This window comes from Luteipulveratus flavus, assembly GCF_029439465.1.
Lineage (GTDB): Bacteria > Actinomycetota > Actinomycetes > Actinomycetales > Dermatophilaceae > Luteipulveratus > Luteipulveratus flavus.
In genome coordinates, this window is the sequence record NZ_JAROAV010000028.1 from 472,197 (window position 1) to 490,659 (window position 18,463).

19 protein-coding genes and 1 pseudogene are annotated in these 18,463 nt (G+C 72.3%); 5 read left to right on the forward strand and 15 right to left on the reverse strand.

Features of this window, described 5'->3' with window-relative positions:
* Nucleotides 1-13: 13 nt before the first annotated feature.
* Nucleotides 14-796 carry a dioxygenase family protein gene (locus tag P4R38_RS11020; RefSeq protein ID WP_275239542.1) on the forward strand — a complete coding sequence of 261 codons (783 nt, stop codon included), beginning with the start codon at nt 14-16 and terminating at the stop codon, nt 794-796.
* Nucleotides 797-912: 116 nt separating this feature from the next.
* Here the strand turns inward: P4R38_RS11020 and P4R38_RS11025 are convergent, their stop codons facing one another.
* From P4R38_RS11025 to P4R38_RS11035, 3 genes are read right to left on the reverse strand one after another with little or no spacing between them, the layout of a single operon-like run.
* Nucleotides 913-2,412, reverse strand: coding sequence for a DUF7059 domain-containing protein (locus P4R38_RS11025; RefSeq protein WP_277192167.1), 1,500 nt, complete (start codon nt 2,410-2,412; stop codon nt 913-915).
* A 56-nt stretch (nt 2,413-2,468) separates the two neighbouring features.
* Nucleotides 2,469-3,176: an AIM24 family protein gene (locus tag P4R38_RS11030; protein ID WP_277192168.1), complete on the reverse strand. Its 708-nt coding sequence runs from the start codon at nt 3,174-3,176 to the stop codon at nt 2,469-2,471.
* A 58-nt stretch (nt 3,177-3,234) separates the two neighbouring features.
* Nucleotides 3,235-3,573: an STAS domain-containing protein gene (locus tag P4R38_RS11035; protein ID WP_277192169.1), complete on the reverse strand. Its 339-nt coding sequence runs from the start codon at nt 3,571-3,573 to the stop codon at nt 3,235-3,237.
* Nucleotides 3,574-3,661: 88 nt separating this feature from the next.
* Between P4R38_RS11035 and P4R38_RS11040 the strand changes: the two genes are divergently transcribed.
* Nucleotides 3,662-6,010, forward strand: a complete 2,349-nt coding sequence (locus tag P4R38_RS11040; protein WP_277192170.1) for a DEAD/DEAH box helicase — start codon at nt 3,662-3,664, stop codon at nt 6,008-6,010.
* 72 nt (nt 6,011-6,082) lie between these two features.
* Entirely contained in the window at nt 6,083-6,598 is a 516-nt protein-coding gene (locus P4R38_RS11045) for a hypothetical protein (RefSeq protein WP_275239548.1), read from the forward strand.
* A 47-nt stretch (nt 6,599-6,645) separates the two neighbouring features.
* Here P4R38_RS11045 and srmL read toward each other — a convergent pair whose 3' ends face one another.
* From srmL to P4R38_RS11095, 10 genes and pseudogenes are all read right to left on the reverse strand, one after another.
* The gene (gene srmL, locus P4R38_RS11050; RefSeq protein WP_277192171.1) at nt 6,646-7,296 is read right to left on the reverse strand and encodes a PheS-related mystery ligase SrmL; all 651 of its coding nucleotides are present in this window, start codon (nt 7,294-7,296) and stop codon (nt 6,646-6,648) included.
* Between the two features lie 103 nt (nt 7,297-7,399).
* Nucleotides 7,400-7,792 (reverse strand): annotated as a pseudogene (locus tag P4R38_RS11055) (hypothetical protein); the annotation flags it as partial.
* A 200-nt stretch (nt 7,793-7,992) separates the two neighbouring features.
* Nucleotides 7,993-8,355 carry an Rv3654c family TadE-like protein gene (locus tag P4R38_RS11060; protein ID WP_277192172.1) on the reverse strand — a complete coding sequence of 121 codons (363 nt, stop codon included), beginning with the start codon at nt 8,353-8,355 and terminating at the stop codon, nt 7,993-7,995.
* Nucleotides 8,352-8,693, reverse strand: coding sequence for a TadE family type IV pilus minor pilin (locus P4R38_RS11065; protein WP_277192173.1), 342 nt, complete (start codon nt 8,691-8,693; stop codon nt 8,352-8,354). Before P4R38_RS11065 ends, P4R38_RS11060 begins: the two co-directional genes overlap by 4 nt.
* A gap of 71 nt (nt 8,694-8,764) precedes the next feature.
* Nucleotides 8,765-8,983 carry a DUF4244 domain-containing protein gene (locus P4R38_RS11070; RefSeq protein WP_346770754.1) on the reverse strand — a complete coding sequence of 73 codons (219 nt, stop codon included), beginning with the start codon at nt 8,981-8,983 and terminating at the stop codon, nt 8,765-8,767.
* 113 nt (nt 8,984-9,096) lie between these two features.
* On the reverse strand, nt 9,097-9,672 hold the full coding sequence (locus P4R38_RS11075; RefSeq protein WP_277192175.1) for a type II secretion system F family protein: 576 nt from the start codon (nt 9,670-9,672) through the stop codon (nt 9,097-9,099).
* Nucleotides 9,669-10,376 (reverse strand): type II secretion system F family protein, encoded by a 708-nt coding sequence (locus tag P4R38_RS11080; protein ID WP_277192176.1) that lies wholly within the window; start codon nt 10,374-10,376, stop codon nt 9,669-9,671. The genes P4R38_RS11075 and P4R38_RS11080 overlap by 4 nt, the downstream gene beginning before the upstream one ends.
* Nucleotides 10,370-11,512: a TadA family conjugal transfer-associated ATPase gene (locus P4R38_RS11085; protein WP_277192177.1), complete on the reverse strand. Its 1,143-nt coding sequence runs from the start codon at nt 11,510-11,512 to the stop codon at nt 10,370-10,372. The genes P4R38_RS11080 and P4R38_RS11085 overlap by 7 nt, the downstream gene beginning before the upstream one ends.
* A complete protein-coding gene (locus P4R38_RS11090; RefSeq protein ID WP_277192178.1) occupies nt 11,509-12,222 on the reverse strand; it encodes a nucleotide-binding protein in 714 nt (237 codons plus the stop codon). The genes P4R38_RS11085 and P4R38_RS11090 overlap by 4 nt, the downstream gene beginning before the upstream one ends.
* A gap of 759 nt (nt 12,223-12,981) precedes the next feature.
* Entirely contained in the window at nt 12,982-13,830 is an 849-nt protein-coding gene (locus tag P4R38_RS11095) for a Fic family protein (protein WP_277192179.1), read from the reverse strand.
* Nucleotides 13,831-13,953: 123 nt separating this feature from the next.
* Here P4R38_RS11095 and P4R38_RS11100 point away from each other — a divergent pair, with 123 nt between their 5' ends.
* Nucleotides 13,954-14,292, forward strand: a complete 339-nt coding sequence (locus tag P4R38_RS11100; protein ID WP_275239558.1) for a DUF485 domain-containing protein — start codon at nt 13,954-13,956, stop codon at nt 14,290-14,292.
* Nucleotides 14,289-15,929 carry a solute symporter family protein gene (locus P4R38_RS11105; protein ID WP_277192180.1) on the forward strand — a complete coding sequence of 547 codons (1,641 nt, stop codon included), beginning with the start codon at nt 14,289-14,291 and terminating at the stop codon, nt 15,927-15,929. Before P4R38_RS11100 ends, P4R38_RS11105 begins: the two co-directional genes overlap by 4 nt.
* 290 nt (nt 15,930-16,219) lie before the next feature.
* Here P4R38_RS11105 and P4R38_RS11110 read toward each other — a convergent pair whose 3' ends face one another.
* Both P4R38_RS11110 and P4R38_RS11115 read right to left on the reverse strand, forming a co-directional pair.
* Nucleotides 16,220-17,188 (reverse strand): chitinase, encoded by a 969-nt coding sequence (locus P4R38_RS11110; RefSeq protein WP_277192181.1) that lies wholly within the window; start codon nt 17,186-17,188, stop codon nt 16,220-16,222.
* On the reverse strand, nt 17,185-18,387 hold the full coding sequence (locus P4R38_RS11115) for a beta-1,3-glucanase family protein (RefSeq protein WP_277192182.1): 1,203 nt from the start codon (nt 18,385-18,387) through the stop codon (nt 17,185-17,187). Before P4R38_RS11115 ends, P4R38_RS11110 begins: the two co-directional genes overlap by 4 nt.
* Nucleotides 18,388-18,463: the final 76 nt, after the last annotated feature.

Genomic DNA, 18,463 nt, shown 5'->3' on the forward strand with positions numbered 1-18,463 from the left:
CTAGGCTGTGCCCATGAGTGATCGCCAGCCCGTGCTGTACCTGAGTCACGGCGCGCCGCCGCTGGCCGACGACGCCACCTGGACCCGTGAGCTCGCCCAGTGGGGCGCCGACCTGCCGCGCCCGAAGCGCATCCTGATCGTCTCCGCGCACTGGGAGGCCGCCCCGGTTGCGCTCTCCTCCACCACCGGCGCTCCCCTGCTGTACGACTTCTGGGGCTTCCCGGAGCGCTACTACCAGGTCCGTTACGACGCCCCTGCCGCTCCCGACCTGGCCCGCGACGTGGAGGCGCTCGTCCGGCAGCCCGGCGTACCCGTGCACCGTGACGAGTCCCGCGGCCTGGACCACGGCGCGTACGTCCCGCTGAAGGAGATGTACCCCGACGCCGACATCCCGGTCCTGCAGATGTCGATGCCGACGCTGGACCCCCAGCAGCTGTTCGCCCTGGGCCGCCGGCTGGCGCCGCTGCGGGACGACGGCACGCTGGTCGTCGGATCGGGCTTCACCACGCACAACCTGCACTGGTTCGACCCCAGCGCCGGCGCGGATGCCGCCCCGCCGACCCCGTCTTCGGAGTTCGACGCCTGGGCGGCCGAGACGGTCGCGGGCGGTGACGTCGACGCGCTGATGGACTTCCTGCACCGCGCGCCCGCGGCCCAGGAGGCTCACCCCCGGACCGAGCACTGGGCGCCGCTGTACGTCGCGCTCGGCGCCGCGTCCGAGGACCGCGTCGAGGCCGACAGCGTGATCGACGGCTTCTGGTTCGGCCTGTCCAAGCGGTCCTGGCAGCTCGCCTGACCCGCACCCCTCCGCGCCGAGAGGCCCACCTCTCGCCTCAGAGGCCCAGCGTTCCGAGGTGGACCGGTGGGCCGTTCGGGCGGCTGGTGGGCCTCTCGGCGGGGCTGCGGGCGGCCTCAGCGGACGAGCAGGCCGTCGGCGACGAGCTCGCGGATCTGCGGGAGGGCCTGCGCCCGAACGGCGTCCGGACTCGCCTCGACCAGCGAGGCGATGGCGTCGAGCGCCTGACCGGCGGTGAGCGACCCGTCGGCCACGGACAGGTACGCCGCCAGCACCGTGTCGGCGCGGACGGAACGCCCCAGCCCGCCACCCTGTCGCACCAGGATCACGCTCGGGTCGTCAGCGCCCGGCCGGCCGTGGCGTTCCTCCGTGACGTCGGGAGCACACCGCCACGCGGTCCCGAGCACACCTCGGTCACCGTGCTCGGCCAGCCAGGTCCGTGCCTCGAGGCCGGCGAGCACGGTGGGTCCCATCGGCGAGGCCACGGGTCCGGTGGTCGCGTCGACCAGGTCGACCCAGGGCTCGCGAGCGTCGCGCGGACGCTGCAGCGTGATCACGCCGAAGCCGACCTCTCCCACTCCGCGGCTGTCGAAGTCGGCGAGCCAGCCGGCGTACATCTGCTCGAATCCCTCGGTGCCGGAACGGTGTCCGCCGTCGCCGGCCCACAGCTCGGCGTACTCCGCAGGGTCCTGGACGTCGCGCTGCACGATCCACGCGTCCAGACCGGTGCCGCCGATCCACGACCGGACGACGTCACGCCAGTCGCCGCCGGACGGGACCTCCCAGTTGCCCAGCAGCTGGGCGACGCCGCCCGGCCGCAGGTGGCCACCGACCGTCCGTACCAGCCCCTCGACCACCGCGTGGCCGACCTGGCCGCCGTCGCGGTACTCGTACGTCGGCATGGCGTCCGTGCGCGGCGTGATGACGAACGGCGGGTTGCTGACCACGAGGTCGAACGTCTCGTCGGCCACCGGATCGAGCATCGAACCGGCGCGGACGTCCCAGTCCACGCCGTTCAGGGCGGCGTTGAAGCGGGTCGTCGCGAGCGCCCGCTCGGAGACATCGGTCGCCACGACGGATGACGCGTGCGCGGACAGGTGCAGCGACTGCACGCCGCACCCGGTGCCGAGGTCCAGCGCCCGATCGACCGGTCGCCGCGCCGTCCAGGACGCCAGGGTCATCGACGCGCCCCCGATGCCGAGGACGTGGTCGACCGGCAGAGGCCTGCGGGTGACGCCCTCCGCGAGGTCGGAGAGCACCCACCACTCGTGCTCGCCGTCGCCGTACGGCCGCAGGTCGAACAGGGTGCGGACCGCGTCGCCCACGCGCTCGACCACGCCGAGGGCCGCCAGCCGGTCGGCGCCCCAGCCGGGCAGCGCCCGGTCCACCTGCGCGGTCTCGACCGGGCAGCCCAGCCCGAACAGGCGGACGAGGACGGCGACCGGGTCGTCCGAGCCGCGAGTGACCAGCTCGGCCGGGACCGGCTGCTCGCGGTTCAGCGCGCGGCTCGCGCGGTCGCCGAGGACGTCCGCGACTCCGTCCAGGGTGAAGCCGGACGAGCGCAGCGCGTCCCGCAACGACGGCAGCTCCGCCCCCGTGTCCGGCACTCGTGACATCTCGTGCACCCTCGTCGACGTGTTGTCAGGTTGATCGGCAGGACGGATCGCGTCGCTCAGCTCATCAGGTTGCCGAGGAGGCCGCCCTGCTGCTGGTTGCCCTGAGCCGACGCCAGCGTCCACTCGCTCGGCTGCACCACGACGAAGCCCGGGCCGTGGAAGGCGTACTGGAACGCCTCGCCGCTGCCACCGCGCAGCATCGAGCGCATGTTCATGCTGCTCACGACCTGCGGCACGAGGTTCGCCGACCACGCGACCGCGGACTGGACGTCGACGTACGTCGGCTGCTGGGAGCAGTCGAGCACCACCGGTTGCCCGACGGCGTGCATCGCGACCGTGCCCTGCCCGTTCAGGACCATGTTGAACAGGCCGCCCGACATCATGCCGGCGCCCTGGACCCGCTTGATGTCCCAGCCGATCGACGCGTCGAAGGCCAGCAGGTTGCGGCCGTTGACCGAGATGCCGTCACCGGTGAGCTCGACCAGGAAGACGAAGCCCGCCTCGGAGGCGAAGAACACCTCGCCCTGACCCGTGACGCGCATCAGCGGCACGTCCTCGCTGGTCATCACCTTCTTGAGCAGCTTGCCGACCGACCCGGCGCCCTCGTGGTTGAACGTCACCTGCCCCTGGTAGGCGACCATCGCGCCCTTGACGGACAGCACGTCCTGGCCGAGCGACACCCGCAGCATCTGCGGGTTCTGCAGGCCGAACCGCTGCTGGCTCTGGACCTCGAGGTTCTGCTGGTCGAAAAGGTTGCTCTGCATGTCCGCCCCTTGAGGAGATGGTGAGTGGTGGCGCACCCGCCAACGTGCGAACGGCGGGTCAGCGTTCCCCGGCCATGTCGGCCAGGCCCTCCTGCGCGGTCGAGTAGATGCGGAACACCTTGTCCAGACCCGTGATCTGGAAGTTGCGCAGCACCCGGTCGCTGGTGATGACCAGCCGCAGCTCGCCGCCCTGGACGCGGACCGTCTTGAGCCGGCCGACCAGGACGCCGAGGCCGGTGGAGTCCAGGAAGGGCACGTCCGTGAGGTCGGCGAGCAGCATCGTGTGGTCGGCGGCGATGACCGCCGCCAGCTCGTCGCGCAGCGTGGGCGCACTGAACACATCGACCTCACCGGCGAGGGTCACGACGGTGATGTCGCCCTCTTCGCGAGTGGTCACGGTCAGGTCCACAGTGCTGCTCCTTCTGCTCGGGTGATCCTGAACAGTATCGAGGCCCGGTAGGTGCACGACATACCGTGTCCTGTCGATGGATAGCTCCTCCACGGCCGACGCTGCCGCCACCTTCGACCCCGCCCAGGCCCTCGCGCGCCTGACCGGGGTCGGTACCGGCCGGCTGCTGCACGTCGAGGACCTGCCGGCCCGCAGCGAGCAGCTGGTCGACTGGCCGACCTGGGTGAACCCCCAGGTCGCCGCGGCCCTGCGCGGGAGCGGACTCACGCGGCTGTGGAGCCATCAGCGAGAAGCGGCCGACCTGGCGTACGAGGGCGAGCACGTGATCGTCTCGACGGGTACCGCCTCGGGCAAGAGCCTGGCGTACCTGCTGCCGATCCTGTCCGCGGCGTCCGACGGAACCACCGCAGCATCCGGGCGCGGCGCCACCGCCCTCTACCTCTCGCCGACCAAGGCGCTCGCCGCCGACCAGCTCGCGCGGATCGGCGGCTGGGCGGTTCCGGGCGTACGCGCGGCGACGTACGACGGGGACACCGCGGCCGACGAGCGGCGCTGGATCCGCGACCACGCCCAGATCGTGCTGACCAACCCGGACCTGCTGCACCACTCGCTGCTGCCGAACCACGAGCGCTGGGCGCCGTTCCTGCGCTCGTTGCGGTACGTCGTGGTCGACGAGTGCCACACCTACCGTGGCGTTTTCGGCGCGCACCTGGCAGCCGTCCTGCGCCGGCTGCGAAGGGTCGCCGCGAGGTACCAGTCGAACCCGACGTTCGTGCTCGCTTCGGCGACCGTCGCGGACCCCGCGGCGCACGCGTCGACGCTGGTGGGCGAACCCGTACGCCCGGTCACGCGTGACGGATCCCCCCGCGCGGCCATGACGTTCGGGCTGTGGGAGCCCGGCCCGCCGCCGGGCTCCGGCCCGGACGAGGGTCGTCGCTCGGCGGTCGCCGAGTCGGCCGACCTGCTCACCGCGCTGGTGGGGTCGGGCATCCAGACGCTCGCGTTCGCCAAGTCGCGCGTCGGCGTCGAGGTCATCGCGGACATGACGCGCTCGCGGCTGGCGTCGTCCGAGCCCGGCCTGGAGGGTTCCGTCGCGGCCTACCGGGGCGGCTACCTGCCGGAGGAGCGGCGTGAGCTGGAGCGGTCGCTGCGCTCGGGGGCCCTGCGAGGACTCGCGGCCACGAACGCCCTCGAGCTCGGCATCGACGTGAGTGGCCTGGACGCGGTGGTTCTCGCCGGATGGCCGGGCACGGTCGGCTCGCTGTGGCAGCAGGCGGGACGTGCCGGGCGCAGCGGTCAACGCTCGCTCGTCCTGCTGGTCGCGGCCGACGACCCGCTCGACACCTACCTGGTCCACCACCCCGCGCAGCTGTTCGGCCGCCCGGTCGAGGCGTCGGTTGTCGACGCCGAGAACCCGCACGTCCTCGCTCCCCACCTCGCGGCGGCCGCCGCCGAGCTGCCGGTCGTCCCGGCCGACGAGGTGTACTTCGGACCCACCATGCGTCCCCTGTTGGACAGCCTGGTGGAGCGACAGATCCTGCGGCGCCGGCCGCGCGGCTGGTTCTGGGCGAGGCACGACCGGCCGGGCGACCACGTGTCCCTGCGTGGCACCGGCGACCCGGTGGTCCGCATCGTCGAGAACCGCACCGGCCGGGTGCTCGGGACCGTGGACGCCGAGCGCTCGCACCGCGCCGCGCACACCGGGGCGGTCTACGTGCACCAGGGCCAGACGTACGTCGTGTCCGACCTGGACCTCACCGACGGCTCGGCGCACGTGACCGCAGGCGACCCGGGCTGGTCGACGGTCGCACGCTCGGTCAGCGCGTTCGACATCGTGGCGAGCGAGCGTCGCACGAGCTGGGGTCCGGTGGAGGTCCACTTCGGAACCCTCGACGTACGAACGCAGGTCACGTCGTTCCTGCGCCGGCTGCCGTCCGGTGAGGTGCTCGGTGAGCACCCGTTGGACCTGCCGGAGCAACGCCTGCGTACACGCGGTGCGTGGTGGACGGTCGAGCCCTCCGCACTTCTCGAGGTCGTCGCCGAGCGAGACCTGCCCGGTGCACTGCACGCAGCCGAGCACGCGTCGATCGGGATGCTGCCACTGGTCGCTCAGTCCGACCGGTGGGACATCGGAGGCGTCTCGACCGCCGTGCACCCGGACACCGGGCTCCCCACGGTGGTGGTCTACGACGGGTACCCGGGCGGTGCGGGTTTCGCCGAGCGCGGGTACGAGCGGGTGTCGACCTGGCTGCGAGCCACGCGGGACGCGATCGCGGGTTGTGCCTGCACCACCGGCTGCCCCTCGTGCGTGCAGTCGCCGAAGTGCGGCAACGGCAACCAGCCGCTCGACAAGGCCGGGGCTGTCGCGGTGCTCGACGTCGTGCTGCGTGGTGCGGTCGACCCGGCCGACCGGTCCCGCATCTGACCCTCCTCGGCCAGTAGGGTCGGAGCAGAACCTGTCGACCGAACCGACCGTCGGTCGCGTCAGGAGGTAGCCGTGATCGCCGTCGCCATCGTTTTCATCGTCATCGCCGCACTTCTGGTGCTGTGGTTCGCCTTCGCCACCGGTGACTCGCCGGACGTCGATCTCTCGGCTGCCGGGTTGGACGTCCACGTCGGCCCGTTCGTCGTCTTCCTGCTGGGCGCCGTCGCCATGGCGCTCGCGCTGGCCGCGCTGCGGTTCTTCTACTGGGGCACCCGCCGCGGCGCCCGGAAGCGCCGCGAGCGCAAGGAGCTGGAGCTCCAGGCGCGCGAGACCGCCAAGCAGCGCGACGAAGCCGTCGCCGCGCGAGAGCGTGAGCACGCCCGCCTCGCCGAGCGCGAGCGCTCCGCGGACGGTCCGCTCGACGGCCGTGACGTCGACCCGACCCGGGCAGATCACGACGCCGGTCGCCTCGGTGACCGGACCCGCGACGGCGACCTCGGTGGCGACCGGCGCGCCGGAGCCGACCTCGACGCCGACGGACGCCCGCTCGGACGGCACGACGACCTTCCGCCCGAGCCTCGCCGCTGAGCGCTGCCGAGGGCGACCGGCCGAGTACGGCCTCGCACCAGTCGATCTCATCCGATCAACTCCAGCACCGCCCCTTCGTGCAGCGCCCGGTACACCTCGTCGCGGATCGCGTTCGCGTCCTCGTGCGTGAGGGTCCGGTCCAGCGGACGCAGCGTCAGTCGCACCACGGCGTTCACCTGGCCCGGCCGCAGCTGCAGCCGTCGGCGCGCCCCGTGCGGGAGGTCGTCATGCGACGTCCGCGCCACGAGACGAACCTCCTCGAGCAGGGTGACGCGGTCTCCGAGGGCCGTCCGCACACGGTCGCCGATGGTCTCCTCGTCGACGGACCGGTCCAGGACGACGGACAGGTCGCGGCGCACAGCCGGCTGCATCGAGACCGGCCTCCATCGTTCGAGGTCCAGCATCTGCTCGCGGACGCGCGAGTCGGTACTCCCGATGAGTCGGATGTCGTGAATTCCCTTGCGCAGCATGAGGGCTCGTTCGAGCCCCAGGCCGAGCGCGAGTCCGGACCAGACCTCGGGATCCAGGCCACAACGGCGTACCAGGCCGGGGTCGACGAGACCGCACTCGGCCAGCTCGAGCCACTGGCCACCGTGCCGTACGTCGATCTGGCGGCCGCTCTCGGTGTACGGGTGGTCCGCCTCGACGACGCGCCATCGAGCACCGGGCAGGACCGCGTCGACGAGCGCAGACGCCATCGCGATCAGGTCGTCGGTGTCGAGCCCGCTGCTGCCGGTCGGTGATACGCCACAGGTCGACCTGGTGCGGCGTCCCGAGATGGGTGCGGTCGATCGCGTCCCGGCGGTACACCGGGCCGGGCAGCGCGTACAGCCGGTCGGTCGCGGCGGCCGACCGGTCCGCGGCGACCGGCCGGTCCGCGAGCGCGTCCAGCAGAGGCGGCACCCCGGCCGTCGTGTGGCTGCGCAGCATGACCGCCGGCCCGACGTACCGGCTGTAGCGGGCGTCCCTGGTGATCGCTGCCCGGTCGTACCCCAGGCGGTCGTAGTTGTCCTGGACGCTCACGAGCGGGCTCGTGCGGACGATCTCGGTCTCGGTGCCGGGCCACAGCGCACGCAGGACCTGGAGAATCGCGTCGAGCAGGCGCTGCAGGGCGTGAGAGCCCTGGTCGGAGTCGGTCAGGTCGCGGAGGTCGAGCGCGCGGCGGAGCTCGGCCGGAGTGAGGTACGTGGTCATGGTCGGTCCTTCGGGTCGTCCGGTGGTGGGGTGACGTCACCCCCGGCCGGACGGACGCGGACCTAGCGGCGCGAGCGCGCTGCCCCGCGGCCGAGCACCGGCCGGGGGCGGATAAATCGCTGCACCTGCTGCATCTCTCCAGCGTACGTCGCTCCGTGCCGCGGCCACAGCGAGTTCCCGCGGCGCTCCCCGCGGCGGCCTCATCGCCCCGGCTCCGCCAGGCCGGCACGGCTGCGTGCAGTCGCATCGCCCAGGCCGGGGACCGAGGCGGGCACGCTGACCAGCACCACGGCATCGGTGGAGCTCGCGGTGCACTCCAGCAGTACCCCACCGTTGGTCACGGCGAGACGGCCGGCTGCCGCACACGGCGCAACGCCCGGGACCGGGTTGAGAACGCGGTCGGCTGCGGCGAGCGCTGCGAGGTCGGCGGCCGTCCGCGCGCGGGTGCTCGCATGGACGGCACTCACCAGCGCCAGGCCACCCATCAGGACGAGGAGCAGGACGCCGCAGACGCCGACCATCACCACCGTGCCGGAGCCGAGGTCCGCGCGCCGCGACCTCATGACCCCTCCCCTGCGGCCTGCTCACGCTGGGCCCGGGCGGAGGCGGACAGCTCGTCGCGACCGAGCAGCCAGCCGAACGGCCCCGGTACCGGACTGCGCACGGTGACCTGCACGAGCTCCTCCTGCCCGCCCGTGACCACGGTTGCTCCGGCGGGCGCGTTGCGTCGTCCGGCGTTCTCGACCGCGGCCGCCGCATCGCCGCGGGCCGCGCTCCGAGCCGCCACCCGCGCGGCGTCCGCACAACGGATCTGGTCGATACCGATCACCAGCGCATTCAGCGCGATGGCAAGCACCAGGACGACGGCCGGAACGGCGGCCGCGAGCTCCGCCGAGACCATGCCCGCGGCACGGTCCGGGCCACGACCCCGTTGCTCCCCGGTCGTGTCCCGGGCTCGCAGCCGCCGGACCGTCACGAGACCGTGCTCAGCGCGGACTGGATGATGGCGCTCAGGGCCGACTTCACCGCGCCTGACTTGATGACGGCGATCAGCAGCGCGGCGAAGGCCACCGCGGCCAGGGTGCCCACCGCGTACTCGGCCGTCGTCATTCCTGCCTGCCCGCCGCGCGAGACCGCAGCCCGCCATCGCCGCATGACACGACGTCGAGCTCCAAAGGTCGTCGAACTCATCGTTCCTCCAGGGGTTTTCGTGATCCGTGGGTCTTTCCCGCGGACGTCATGGGTCAGCGCGGTTGCGCCGTGCCGTACGAGACGGCGTACGAGGTGACCGGGCGGCCACCCGGTCAGGGCATGCCGGCCATCAGCTCCGAGGCCAGCGCACCGACGATCGGGACGACGGTGAGCAGCCCGAAGGCGGGCAGGAAGCACAGGCCGAGCGGGATGACGATCCGCACCGACAGCCGGGAGGCCGACTCCTCGAGCCGCCGCCGCTCGACCTCCCGCACGTCGCCTGCCGCACGCCGCAGCAGTGGCCCGGGCGGAACTCCGGCGAGGGTCGCCATCGACATGGCCTGCGCGGCCGGCCGCCAGACCTCCGGCAGCCCTTCCCAGGCGGCGGCCGGATCCACGCCCCATCGCAGCGCCGCGGCGACATGGCGCAGGTGCGCAGCGACGACGGGTCCGGCGTGCGCCGCGACCTCTTCCACCGCACTGACCACGGCAGCTCCGCTCCCCAGCGCCAGCGACAACAGGTCCATGGCCTCGGCCACGGCGAGCCGGCCCTCGCCCGAGCCCTTCCCGACGACCGGACCGCTCGGAGCGACCGGCGCGACCTGGGCGGCCACCGGCGTCGCTCCGCGTCGGGCGGGCCAGAGGCAGAACGCCAGCAGCGTCAGCAGCCCCACCAGGCCCGCACTCATGCGAGCCCTCGTTCGGCCGTCGCCGAGCGCACCATCCGACGCACGGTCCAGCGCCCCACCAGCAGGAGAGCCACCCCGGGCAGACCGGCGAGCAGGATGAGCGGACCGGAGTACGCCTGGGCAGGGCTCACGCCGATCAGCGGCGCGAGCAGCAGGCCGCCGACCGGCAGCAGCGTGAGGAGCTGCATGGTCGCCCTGGGCCCTGCAGTGAGCACCTGCACCCGACGTTCGTGCTCGAGCCTGGCCCGGACCGACTCGGTCGCGCTGCTCAGCGCGTCGGTCAGCGGGGTCCCGAGACGGTCCGACAGAGTCCAGGCGCGCCCTACCTCGGCCAGGCCGTCGACCTGCCGACGGCCGGCCATGTCGGTCCACAGCGGTCCGAGCTCCGCGCCCGCGTCGGCGGCGACCGCCATCTCTTCGAGGTCGCCGCGCAGGGCGGTGTCGTCGACCGTCGAGGTCCGGACGGCCAGGGCCACCGCCTGCGCCGGCGGCACACCCGCCCGTACTGCTGGGGTGACCGACTCCAGGATCTGCAGGACCGCCTGCGTACGGGCGCGGGCGTTGCGCGCCGCCCGACCCGACCGAGGTCGAGCGGGCGGGTCGACCGCACCGGCGCGATCGGGCAGCACGAGACCTCGCCCTGGCGTCCGGGCCGGCCACAGCGCGAAGGCGGCCACCAGCGTCACTACGGCGAGGGTCAGCACGGGTCACCATCCAGGGCGAGGCGCGCGCGCAGCTCGTCCCAGGCCGGACCGGGGACGAGCCCGGCGCCACGGCGCACCAGCCCTGGGGTGACCTCGACCCGGCCATCGTCCCGGGTCAGCACGCCGATCTCGCTGACCTGCCGCAGACCCGCCACGCGTCGGAGGTGGACGACCACGCTGATCGCGCTCGCGAGCTGGGTTCGGACCGCCTGCGGGCTCATCCCGCCGAGCGCGCCGAGAGCCTCGAAGCGCGCCACGACGTCGGAGCTGGCGTTGGCGTGGACCGTGCCGCAGCCACCCTCGTGGCCGGTGTTGAGCGCACTCAGCAGCTCTCGAACCTCGGCGCCGCGGACCTCGCCGACGACCAGTCGGTCCGGGCGCATCCGCAGGCACTGGCGTACCAGCGTCGACAGCCCGACCTCGCCGCGTCCCTCGACGTTCGGCGCGCGAGCCTCCAGCCGGACCACGTGCGGGTGGGCGACCTGCAGCTCACGCACGTCCTCGACCAGCACGATGCGCTCGTCCGCCTCGACCTCTCGCAGCAAGGCGCCTAGGAGCGTGGTCTTGCCGGAACCGGTCCCGCCGCTGATCACGAAGGCCTGACGGGCGCGGACGAGCCGCCGGAGCGCCGCGACGCCCACGTCGTCGACCGCTCCCCAGCCGTGCAGCGCCTCCAGGTCGGGACGGTCGCGCTGCGGGATGCGGAGGGAGATGTGTGCGGCGCCGTCCACGAGCGGCGGGAGGACCGCGTGGAGCCGCACACCGCCGGGCAGGAGGCCGTCGACGTACGGACTGGTCTCGTCGAGCCGACGACCGGCCACACCCGCCAGTCGGACCGCGAGCCGCCGGACCGTCTCGGCGTCGCCCACCTCGACCTGGCTCCGGTGCAGACCCGAGCCACGGTCGATCCAGACGCCGGCCGTGCCGTTGACGAGGACGTCGGTGACGCCGGACTCGGCGAGCAGGTCCTCCAGCGGCCCGGCGCCGAGCACGTCGGCGGAGAGCCGCTCGCGCAGCTCCTTCGCCCGGTCCTCTCCCAGCACCGCGGCGTCGTGCCGGGCGAGTGCGGCGACGTTCCCCGGAGTGGGTGCCTGGCCGTCGCGGATGTGCTTCCAGATCGTGTCGCCGACGGTCATGCCACCGCCCTCCGCTCGATCATGAGCTCGTGCAGCACCTCGTCGGCCACCCGCGACAGGGCCGAGCGCGGCGCCCGCCCGGGTGCGACACCCCGCACCAGGTCGGTCTCGACCGCTGACTCCTGACGCATCTCGGCGAGCAGCGGCAGCGCGAGCGCCTCGCAGACCTGATGGACCACCGCCTCGTCGACGTCGCGAGTCACGAGCCACGGCTCGGCGTCGAGACCGACCAGGTGGTCGGCCATCACCTGTGCACCGGCCAGGCCGGTCAGCGTGCCGTGGGCGAGGAGAACCCAGGCGTCGGTCTGCACGGGCACGAACGGCCCGCGCGCGCGGTCCAGGACGACGACGTCCGACGAGCCTCGCAGCGCCTCGACGAGCGCTCGGGTCAGGCCGGCGTCGGGCTCGAACCACTGCCGGTCGAACGAGAGGGCCGCCACGCCGTCGGAGGTCGTCGGCAGCTGCTCGACGAGAGCCTCGGCATCGACCGCTCCCCGCAGGCCGTGCAGGTCGCGCCAGCGTGGTCCGTCCTCCTGCTCGAGCCCGAGCACGACGTCCAGACCGCCGCCGCCCGGGTCGAGGTCGACCGCGACCGTACGGTGCCCGGCCCGGGCCGCTCGGGTGGCGACCGCGCCGGCGAGCACCGAGGCGCCGCTGCCGCCGGAGCCGCCGACAACGGCGAGGGTGAACGCAGCCGTGGAAGAAGTCATGGCCCGATCGCATCGCGCCGGAACCCTCGCGGCCAGGTCGACGTCAGTCGTTGTGGAGGCCGGTGAGCCTGACCGCTGGGGTGTGGATGAGGGGACCTCAGCGGGCGGACCACCGGCCTCCCTCCACGTCCGGATCCCTCGGACTGCCAGCGTCACTCACCGACGCGCAGGCTCCAGCCTCAGCCGACGACGTCGGCTGGGTCGAGCCCGACGACGTCTCGGCGACGACGCCGGCTCGGCAAAGCGCTACGACGTCCCGGCGACGATGCCGGCTCGGCGGAGCCTGCGACGCCGACCGGAGGAGGAGCTGGGACAAAAGAAAAGCGACGGGCCCCGCTGGGGGGACAGCGGGGCCCGTCAGAAGCGCCTAACCCCGGGGGGGAGGGGCTGGTGCTTCGGCGCTCTACCCGAAGGGAGCGCTCACGCCCATCTTCCGTGGTCGGCGGCCCCGGATGCAACGTCTGCAGGTCGTTGATTGTTCACATGCGAAGGTTCCCAGACAGGGTGATGGCACCCCGCCACAAGGGCGAGGTGCCATCGGCCGTGACCTAACCGGGTGACCAAGCGTGCATTCATTGGTTTGTCGCCCGGGGAACGAGCCCCGGGTCGAGCCGTCCATTAGTGAACTGCCTGCGCGTGGGTGCCTGGGTCGGACACGGTGGCTATGAAGTTCTTTCCCTTCGTTTCTACGCCGGTCGCGCCCGGATCTCAAGACTTGTTTCCGCACCGGACGGGCGCCACAATGCTGCGCCCGGAGGACTAGGAGATCCGCCCCGCCAGGACGGCGTCCGCGATGGCGAGCCCCTCCTGCGCCCCACGCCGGACGGCCTGGGCGCAGTGCGTGAGCCAGAGCGCGACACCCTCGGTCGTCCCGGACGCGTACGCGGCCAGGGCACCCGCGTAACCGGTGGCGCCCTCTCGTCCGTGACCGAGCTCGGGGACGGCGACTCCGGTCGGGTCGAGGCCGCTCTCCTGCAGCAGCGCGCGCTCGAAAGCCCGCGCCACCAGGCCGTTCCCGCGGACGAACGGCCTCAGCGTCGCGATCTCGCCGTGCGCGACGGCGGCCACGACCAGGGCGGGTGCGGAGTCGAGGGCGGCGACCACGTCGGCGAGCCCGCGGAGGCGCTCGGCGACGACGGCGGGCGGCGCTGCCGGGCCGACCTCGACCAGCTCGCGAGAGTCCTCTTCGCCCACCCGGGGACGGCCGACCTGCTCCGGGTCGAGGAGCGGCGCGCCGGCCGCGACGTGGAGCCGGGCGAGAGCCTGCGCCGGGGACACGCCGACGAGCGACCTGACGTGCTCGGTCTCCGCGGTGGCCTGGACGGCGGAGCGCAGCGTACGCATGACGTGGTCGTCCGCGTCCGGCCACGACAACGCGCCCCGCATCAGGTCACGGACCACGGCGACGTCGACCTCGGCGCCCTCCAGCGCGGCGCTCGCGCGGGCGCCGCGGACGCGCGACTCGGCGGCCGCCTGCGGGATACGCCGCCGCAGCGCCTGGTGCCACCGCAGCTCGGTGCAGGCGTCGCGCGCGGCGTCGACCGCCTCGGCGACTCCCGGCAGGTTCTGCAGGGCTCGCAGGCTCTCGACGACGTCGGGGTCACTCACGCCCGACACCCTAGATCGGTTGCGCAGAACTCCCCACCGCCGGACGACGCGAGCGCCATAGTGATGTGATTCCCGTCACACTGATCGACCACGGTGGCCTCGCCCACCCCCGGAAGGAGCGTCATGTCTTCCTCCCCCGCCGACGACCCGCCTCTGGCGGAGTCGTACCGGGACGTCCAGGAGTCGCCCGAGTTCGCCGAGCTGCGAAGCAGGTTCCGCCGGTTCGTCTTTCCCATGACCGCGCTCTTCCTGGCGTGGTACTTCGCGTTCGTCCTGCTCGGGGCGTACGCCCACGACTTCATGTCGCACAAGCTCTTCGGCAACATCACGACCGGACTCGTGCTCGGACTGCTCCAGTTCGTCAGCACGTTCGCGATCACGCTGATCTACGTGCGCTGGGCGAACCGCACGTTCGACCCGGCCGCCGAGGCGCTGGCGCGCCGGATCGAGGGTGACCGATGAACGCGCTGATGCCGATGCAGACCACGGTCGGGAACTCCACCGTCAACATCGTGATCTTCGCGGTGTTCGTCGCGATCACGCTCGCGATCGTCATCCGCGCCTCGCGCAACAACCGCACGGCGGCGGACTACTACGCCGGCGGTCGCGCCTTCACCGGACGCCAGAACGGCATCGCCATCGCGGGTGACTACCTGTCGGCGGCGTCGTTCCTGGGCATCGCCGGTGCGATCGCGCTCAACGGGTACGACGGCTTCCTCTACTCGATCGGGTTCCTGGTCGCGTGGCTCGTGGCCCTGCTGCTCGTGGCCGAGCTGCTCCGGAACACAGGCCGATTCACCATGGCGGACGTCCTGTCGTTCCGCCTCCGGCAGGGGCCGGTCCGGACGGCCGCCGCGATCTCGACGCTCACGGTCAGCTTCTTCTACCTGCTCGCTCAGATGGCCGGAGCAGGCGGACTCGTCTCGCTCCTGCTCGGCATCGAGGGGGTCAACGCCCAGCGCGTGGTCATCGCGATCGTCGGCGTCATCATGGTGTTCTACGTCCTCGTCGGCGGCATGAAGGGCACCACCTGGGTGCAGATCGTCAAGGCGGTGCTGCTGATCATCGGCGCCGCGGTGATGACCGTCTGGGTGCTGGTGAAGTACGACGTCAACCTGTCCCACCTCCTGCAGGGCGCGATCGACAACTCGCCGAAGGCCGGCGAGAACATCCTCGGTCCGGGGCTGCAGTACGGCAAGACCGAGACGACCCAGCTCGACTTCGTCTCTCTCGGCCTCGCGCTCGTCCTCGGCACCGCGGGTCTCCCCCACGTGCTGATGCGCTTCTACACGGTCCCGACGTCCAAGGACGCACGGAAGTCCGTCGCCTGGGCCATCTGGCTGATCGGGTTCTTCTACCTGTTCACCCTGGTGCTCGGGTACGGCGCCGCGGCCCTGGTCGGGCCGGAGAAGATCGCCGCCGCGCCGGGCAAGGTCAACTCCGCTGCGCCCCTGCTCGCGTTCGAGCTCGGCGGCGAGGTCCTGCTCGGGCTCATCTCCGCCGTGGCGTTCGCGACGATCCTCGCGGTGGTCGCCGGCCTGACGATCACGGCGAGCGCGTCCTTCGCGCACGACGTGTACGCCAACGTCATCAAGAAGGGCACGGTCACGCCGGAGCGCGAGGTGCGGGTGGCCCGGATCACCGCCCTGGTCATCGGTGCGGTCGCGATCGTGGGAGGTATCTTCGCCAACGGTCAGAACGTCGCCTTCCTGGTCGCGCTGGCCTTCGCGATCGCCGCGAGCGCCAACCTGCCGACGATCCTGTACTCGCTGTTCTGGAAGCGGTTCAACACCCGCGGTGCCCTGTGGTCCATCTATGGCGGCCTGATCTCGGCGCTGGTGCTGATCGTGTTCAGCCCGGTGGTGTCGGGGAAGCCGGCCGGGCCGGACGGCAAGAGCCTGTCGATGATCACCGACACCTCGGTCGACTTCCACTGGTTCCCGCTGGACAACCCCGGCATCGTGTCGATCCCGCTCGGGTTCTTCCTCGGCTGGCTCGGCAGCGTGACCAGCAAGGAGCGGTCCGACCCCGACCGGTACGCCGAGATGGAAGTGCGCTCGCTGACCGGAGCGGGCGCCGAGAAGGCCGTCCAGCACTAGGTCCGTACGACGGTGGGCCGGTCGCGTCTCGCGGCCGGCCCACCGCTCGCGTGCAGCCGAGCCCGACCTCGACACGCGACCGCTCGGGACCCTCCTCAGCACCAACCGACCCCCGCGACCGCGACAAGCGACCGTTCGGGGCACTCCTCGGAGCTCGTGGCCGCAGGGGTCGGATCGGTGCCGCGCAGACGGTACTCGTCGCCTCGGCGAGGTCTCGGTGAGCAGCTGACGGACGCTGCAGGCCCCGGACGTCACCGAGACGTCCGGGGCCGCAGTTGGGTCCGACCGGATCAGCCGGCCGCGGTGAACACCTTGGTGAAGTCCAGCGGGGCGCCGTCGACACCGGAGCAGGTCGGTTGCGCGCCGCCGCCCGGGCAGGGCTGGTCGCGCCCGACGGACCAGAACGCCAGTCGTCCGACGCCCTGCTCCTTCGCCCAGGCGACGATCGCGCGGGCGTCGTCCTGCGAGACCGTCTCTCCGGCACTGTCGTTCGCGCCGATCATCGGAGTCACGCCGATGTTGGCCCACGTCACGTCGAGGCCGCTCTCCTGCGCGGCGCTGAGCGTGCCGGCGGCTGCGGTCCTGGCCGCCCCCGCCATGTCGTCGACCGGGTGGCCGTAGTCCATGACCATCGCGTTGATGACGTCCAGCCGTACGCCCTGGGCTGCTGCCGCGGCGAGGAAGGCGCGCCCGGTGTCGACCGGCCCGGTCTCCAGCACCGGGATCGTCACGGACACCTGCAGACCCGGGTTGCGGTCCTGCAGCGCCTTGATCGCGCGGAACCGCCGCTCCACCGAGGCGGTGTCGCCGATCGCGCCGCCCTCGACGTCGAAGTCGATCTTGCTGACCTGGTACTTGTCGATGACGCTCTGGTACGCCGCGGTCAGCGCCGCCTCGTCCGTGCACGACTGGCCGAGCTCGATGCCGCCCGCTCCACCGAAGGAGATGATCGGCTCGGCGCCCGCGGCCCGCGCGCGGTCGATCCGCGGGTTGACCGTGGAGTCCTCGATGCCGAGCGTGTCGCCCCAGATGGGCTTGCACCCGGAGCCGAGCACGAAGGCTGCCGTGAACGTACGCAGGCCGCCGTCCGCGATCGCGCGGTCCAGCATGTCGGCACTGTTGGCGGAGAGGTCGACGTACGGCGCCACCTGGGTGCCCTCGACCTCCTGTGCCCGCGCGCTCCCGGTCGGCAGGACGGTCCCGACGGCCAGCGCGGACGCCGCGGCGAGGCCTGCGGTGGCCAGCGCGACGCGGCTCATCGGACGCCCTGCCCGAACGAGCTCAGCGTGATGGACGCCGAGCGCGGGTCGTCCGCGTGCACGAGTGACTCGAAGTTGCCCACGTCGTCGTACGCGAACGCGTACGCCTTGCCGTCGATCATGTTGGCGTGGACGGCCTTGGCGTACAGGTTGGTCGGCGAGGTCCGGTAGAAGTCAGCAGCGCTCGTGCTCGGCTGGGTGTCGATGGTGCCGAGTGTTCCGCGGTTGAGCGCGGCGCAGAGAGTGCGCGAGATCGGGCCCACGACCTGGTCGTTCGGCGAAGGGAGGTCGCCGTCGCAGCCCCAGACGCTGGCGCTGCTCGGCTTGTTGAAGGACGCCACCTGCGCGCCGGACCCATCGGTGAACGTCATCACGTTGCCGGAGGTGTGGCCGAAGAACTTGGTGTCCGGGCGGTCGCCGAACGGCTGCACGGTGAGCGTCTTGGAGGCGTACGCGTCCCACGCCGAGCTGATGTAGGAGTCGAGGTAGCCGGGGTCCAGCTGGCCGGCGCCGGCGGCCTTCCCGGGCGCGAGCACGCGCAGCACGGTGCCGTCGGACCGGGTGTAGACCGACCGCGACCACGCCGGGTCGGAGCGGAGCGTGTCGATGACCGCCTGCCGGCCGCCCGGCTTCGGCTCGCCGGTGGTGCTCGTCGAGCCGTCGCTCCCGGTCACCGAGACGGCGTGCGGGACGGCGAACATGTCGACCTGGGAGCTGTTCAGCCAGAGGCCGCCGTCGTTGTAGGTGAACTCGCTCCAGTCGAAGAGGATGTCGCGGTTCGCATCCCCCTCGGCCCACGGCGCTGGCTGCACCAGACCGTCCGGCGTCAGCCTGAAGTCCAGCTTGGAGCCGAGCGAGAAGTAGACCCGCCCGGAGAAGCCCCGGGGCACGTTGATCGTGCCGCTGCCGCCGTTACCCGGACCGGGGATCGCGACGTCGGGCGCGGGCGACGGTGGGTTCTGACCGGCCGGCCAGGGCGTGAACGCGCCTGCCTGGTTCACGTAGCCGAGCCGGCCGCTGCCGAGGTCGGTGCCGATGACGTACAGGTACGTCGCATCGCCCCGTCCGGTGCTGTTGCCCACCACGACCGGCAGGACGTCCGGTGGGAGTGCGTCGACCGGTGACGCGACGGCGACGCCCACAGGGGCGATGAGGGTGGCGGCCAGCAGAGCGTTGCGGACTCGTGTCTGGAGCTGCACGACAAATCTCTCCTCTGATCGGTTACATCGTTGGATCACTCCTGCCTACCGAAGCCCTGGTCAGCGGCAGGTCATC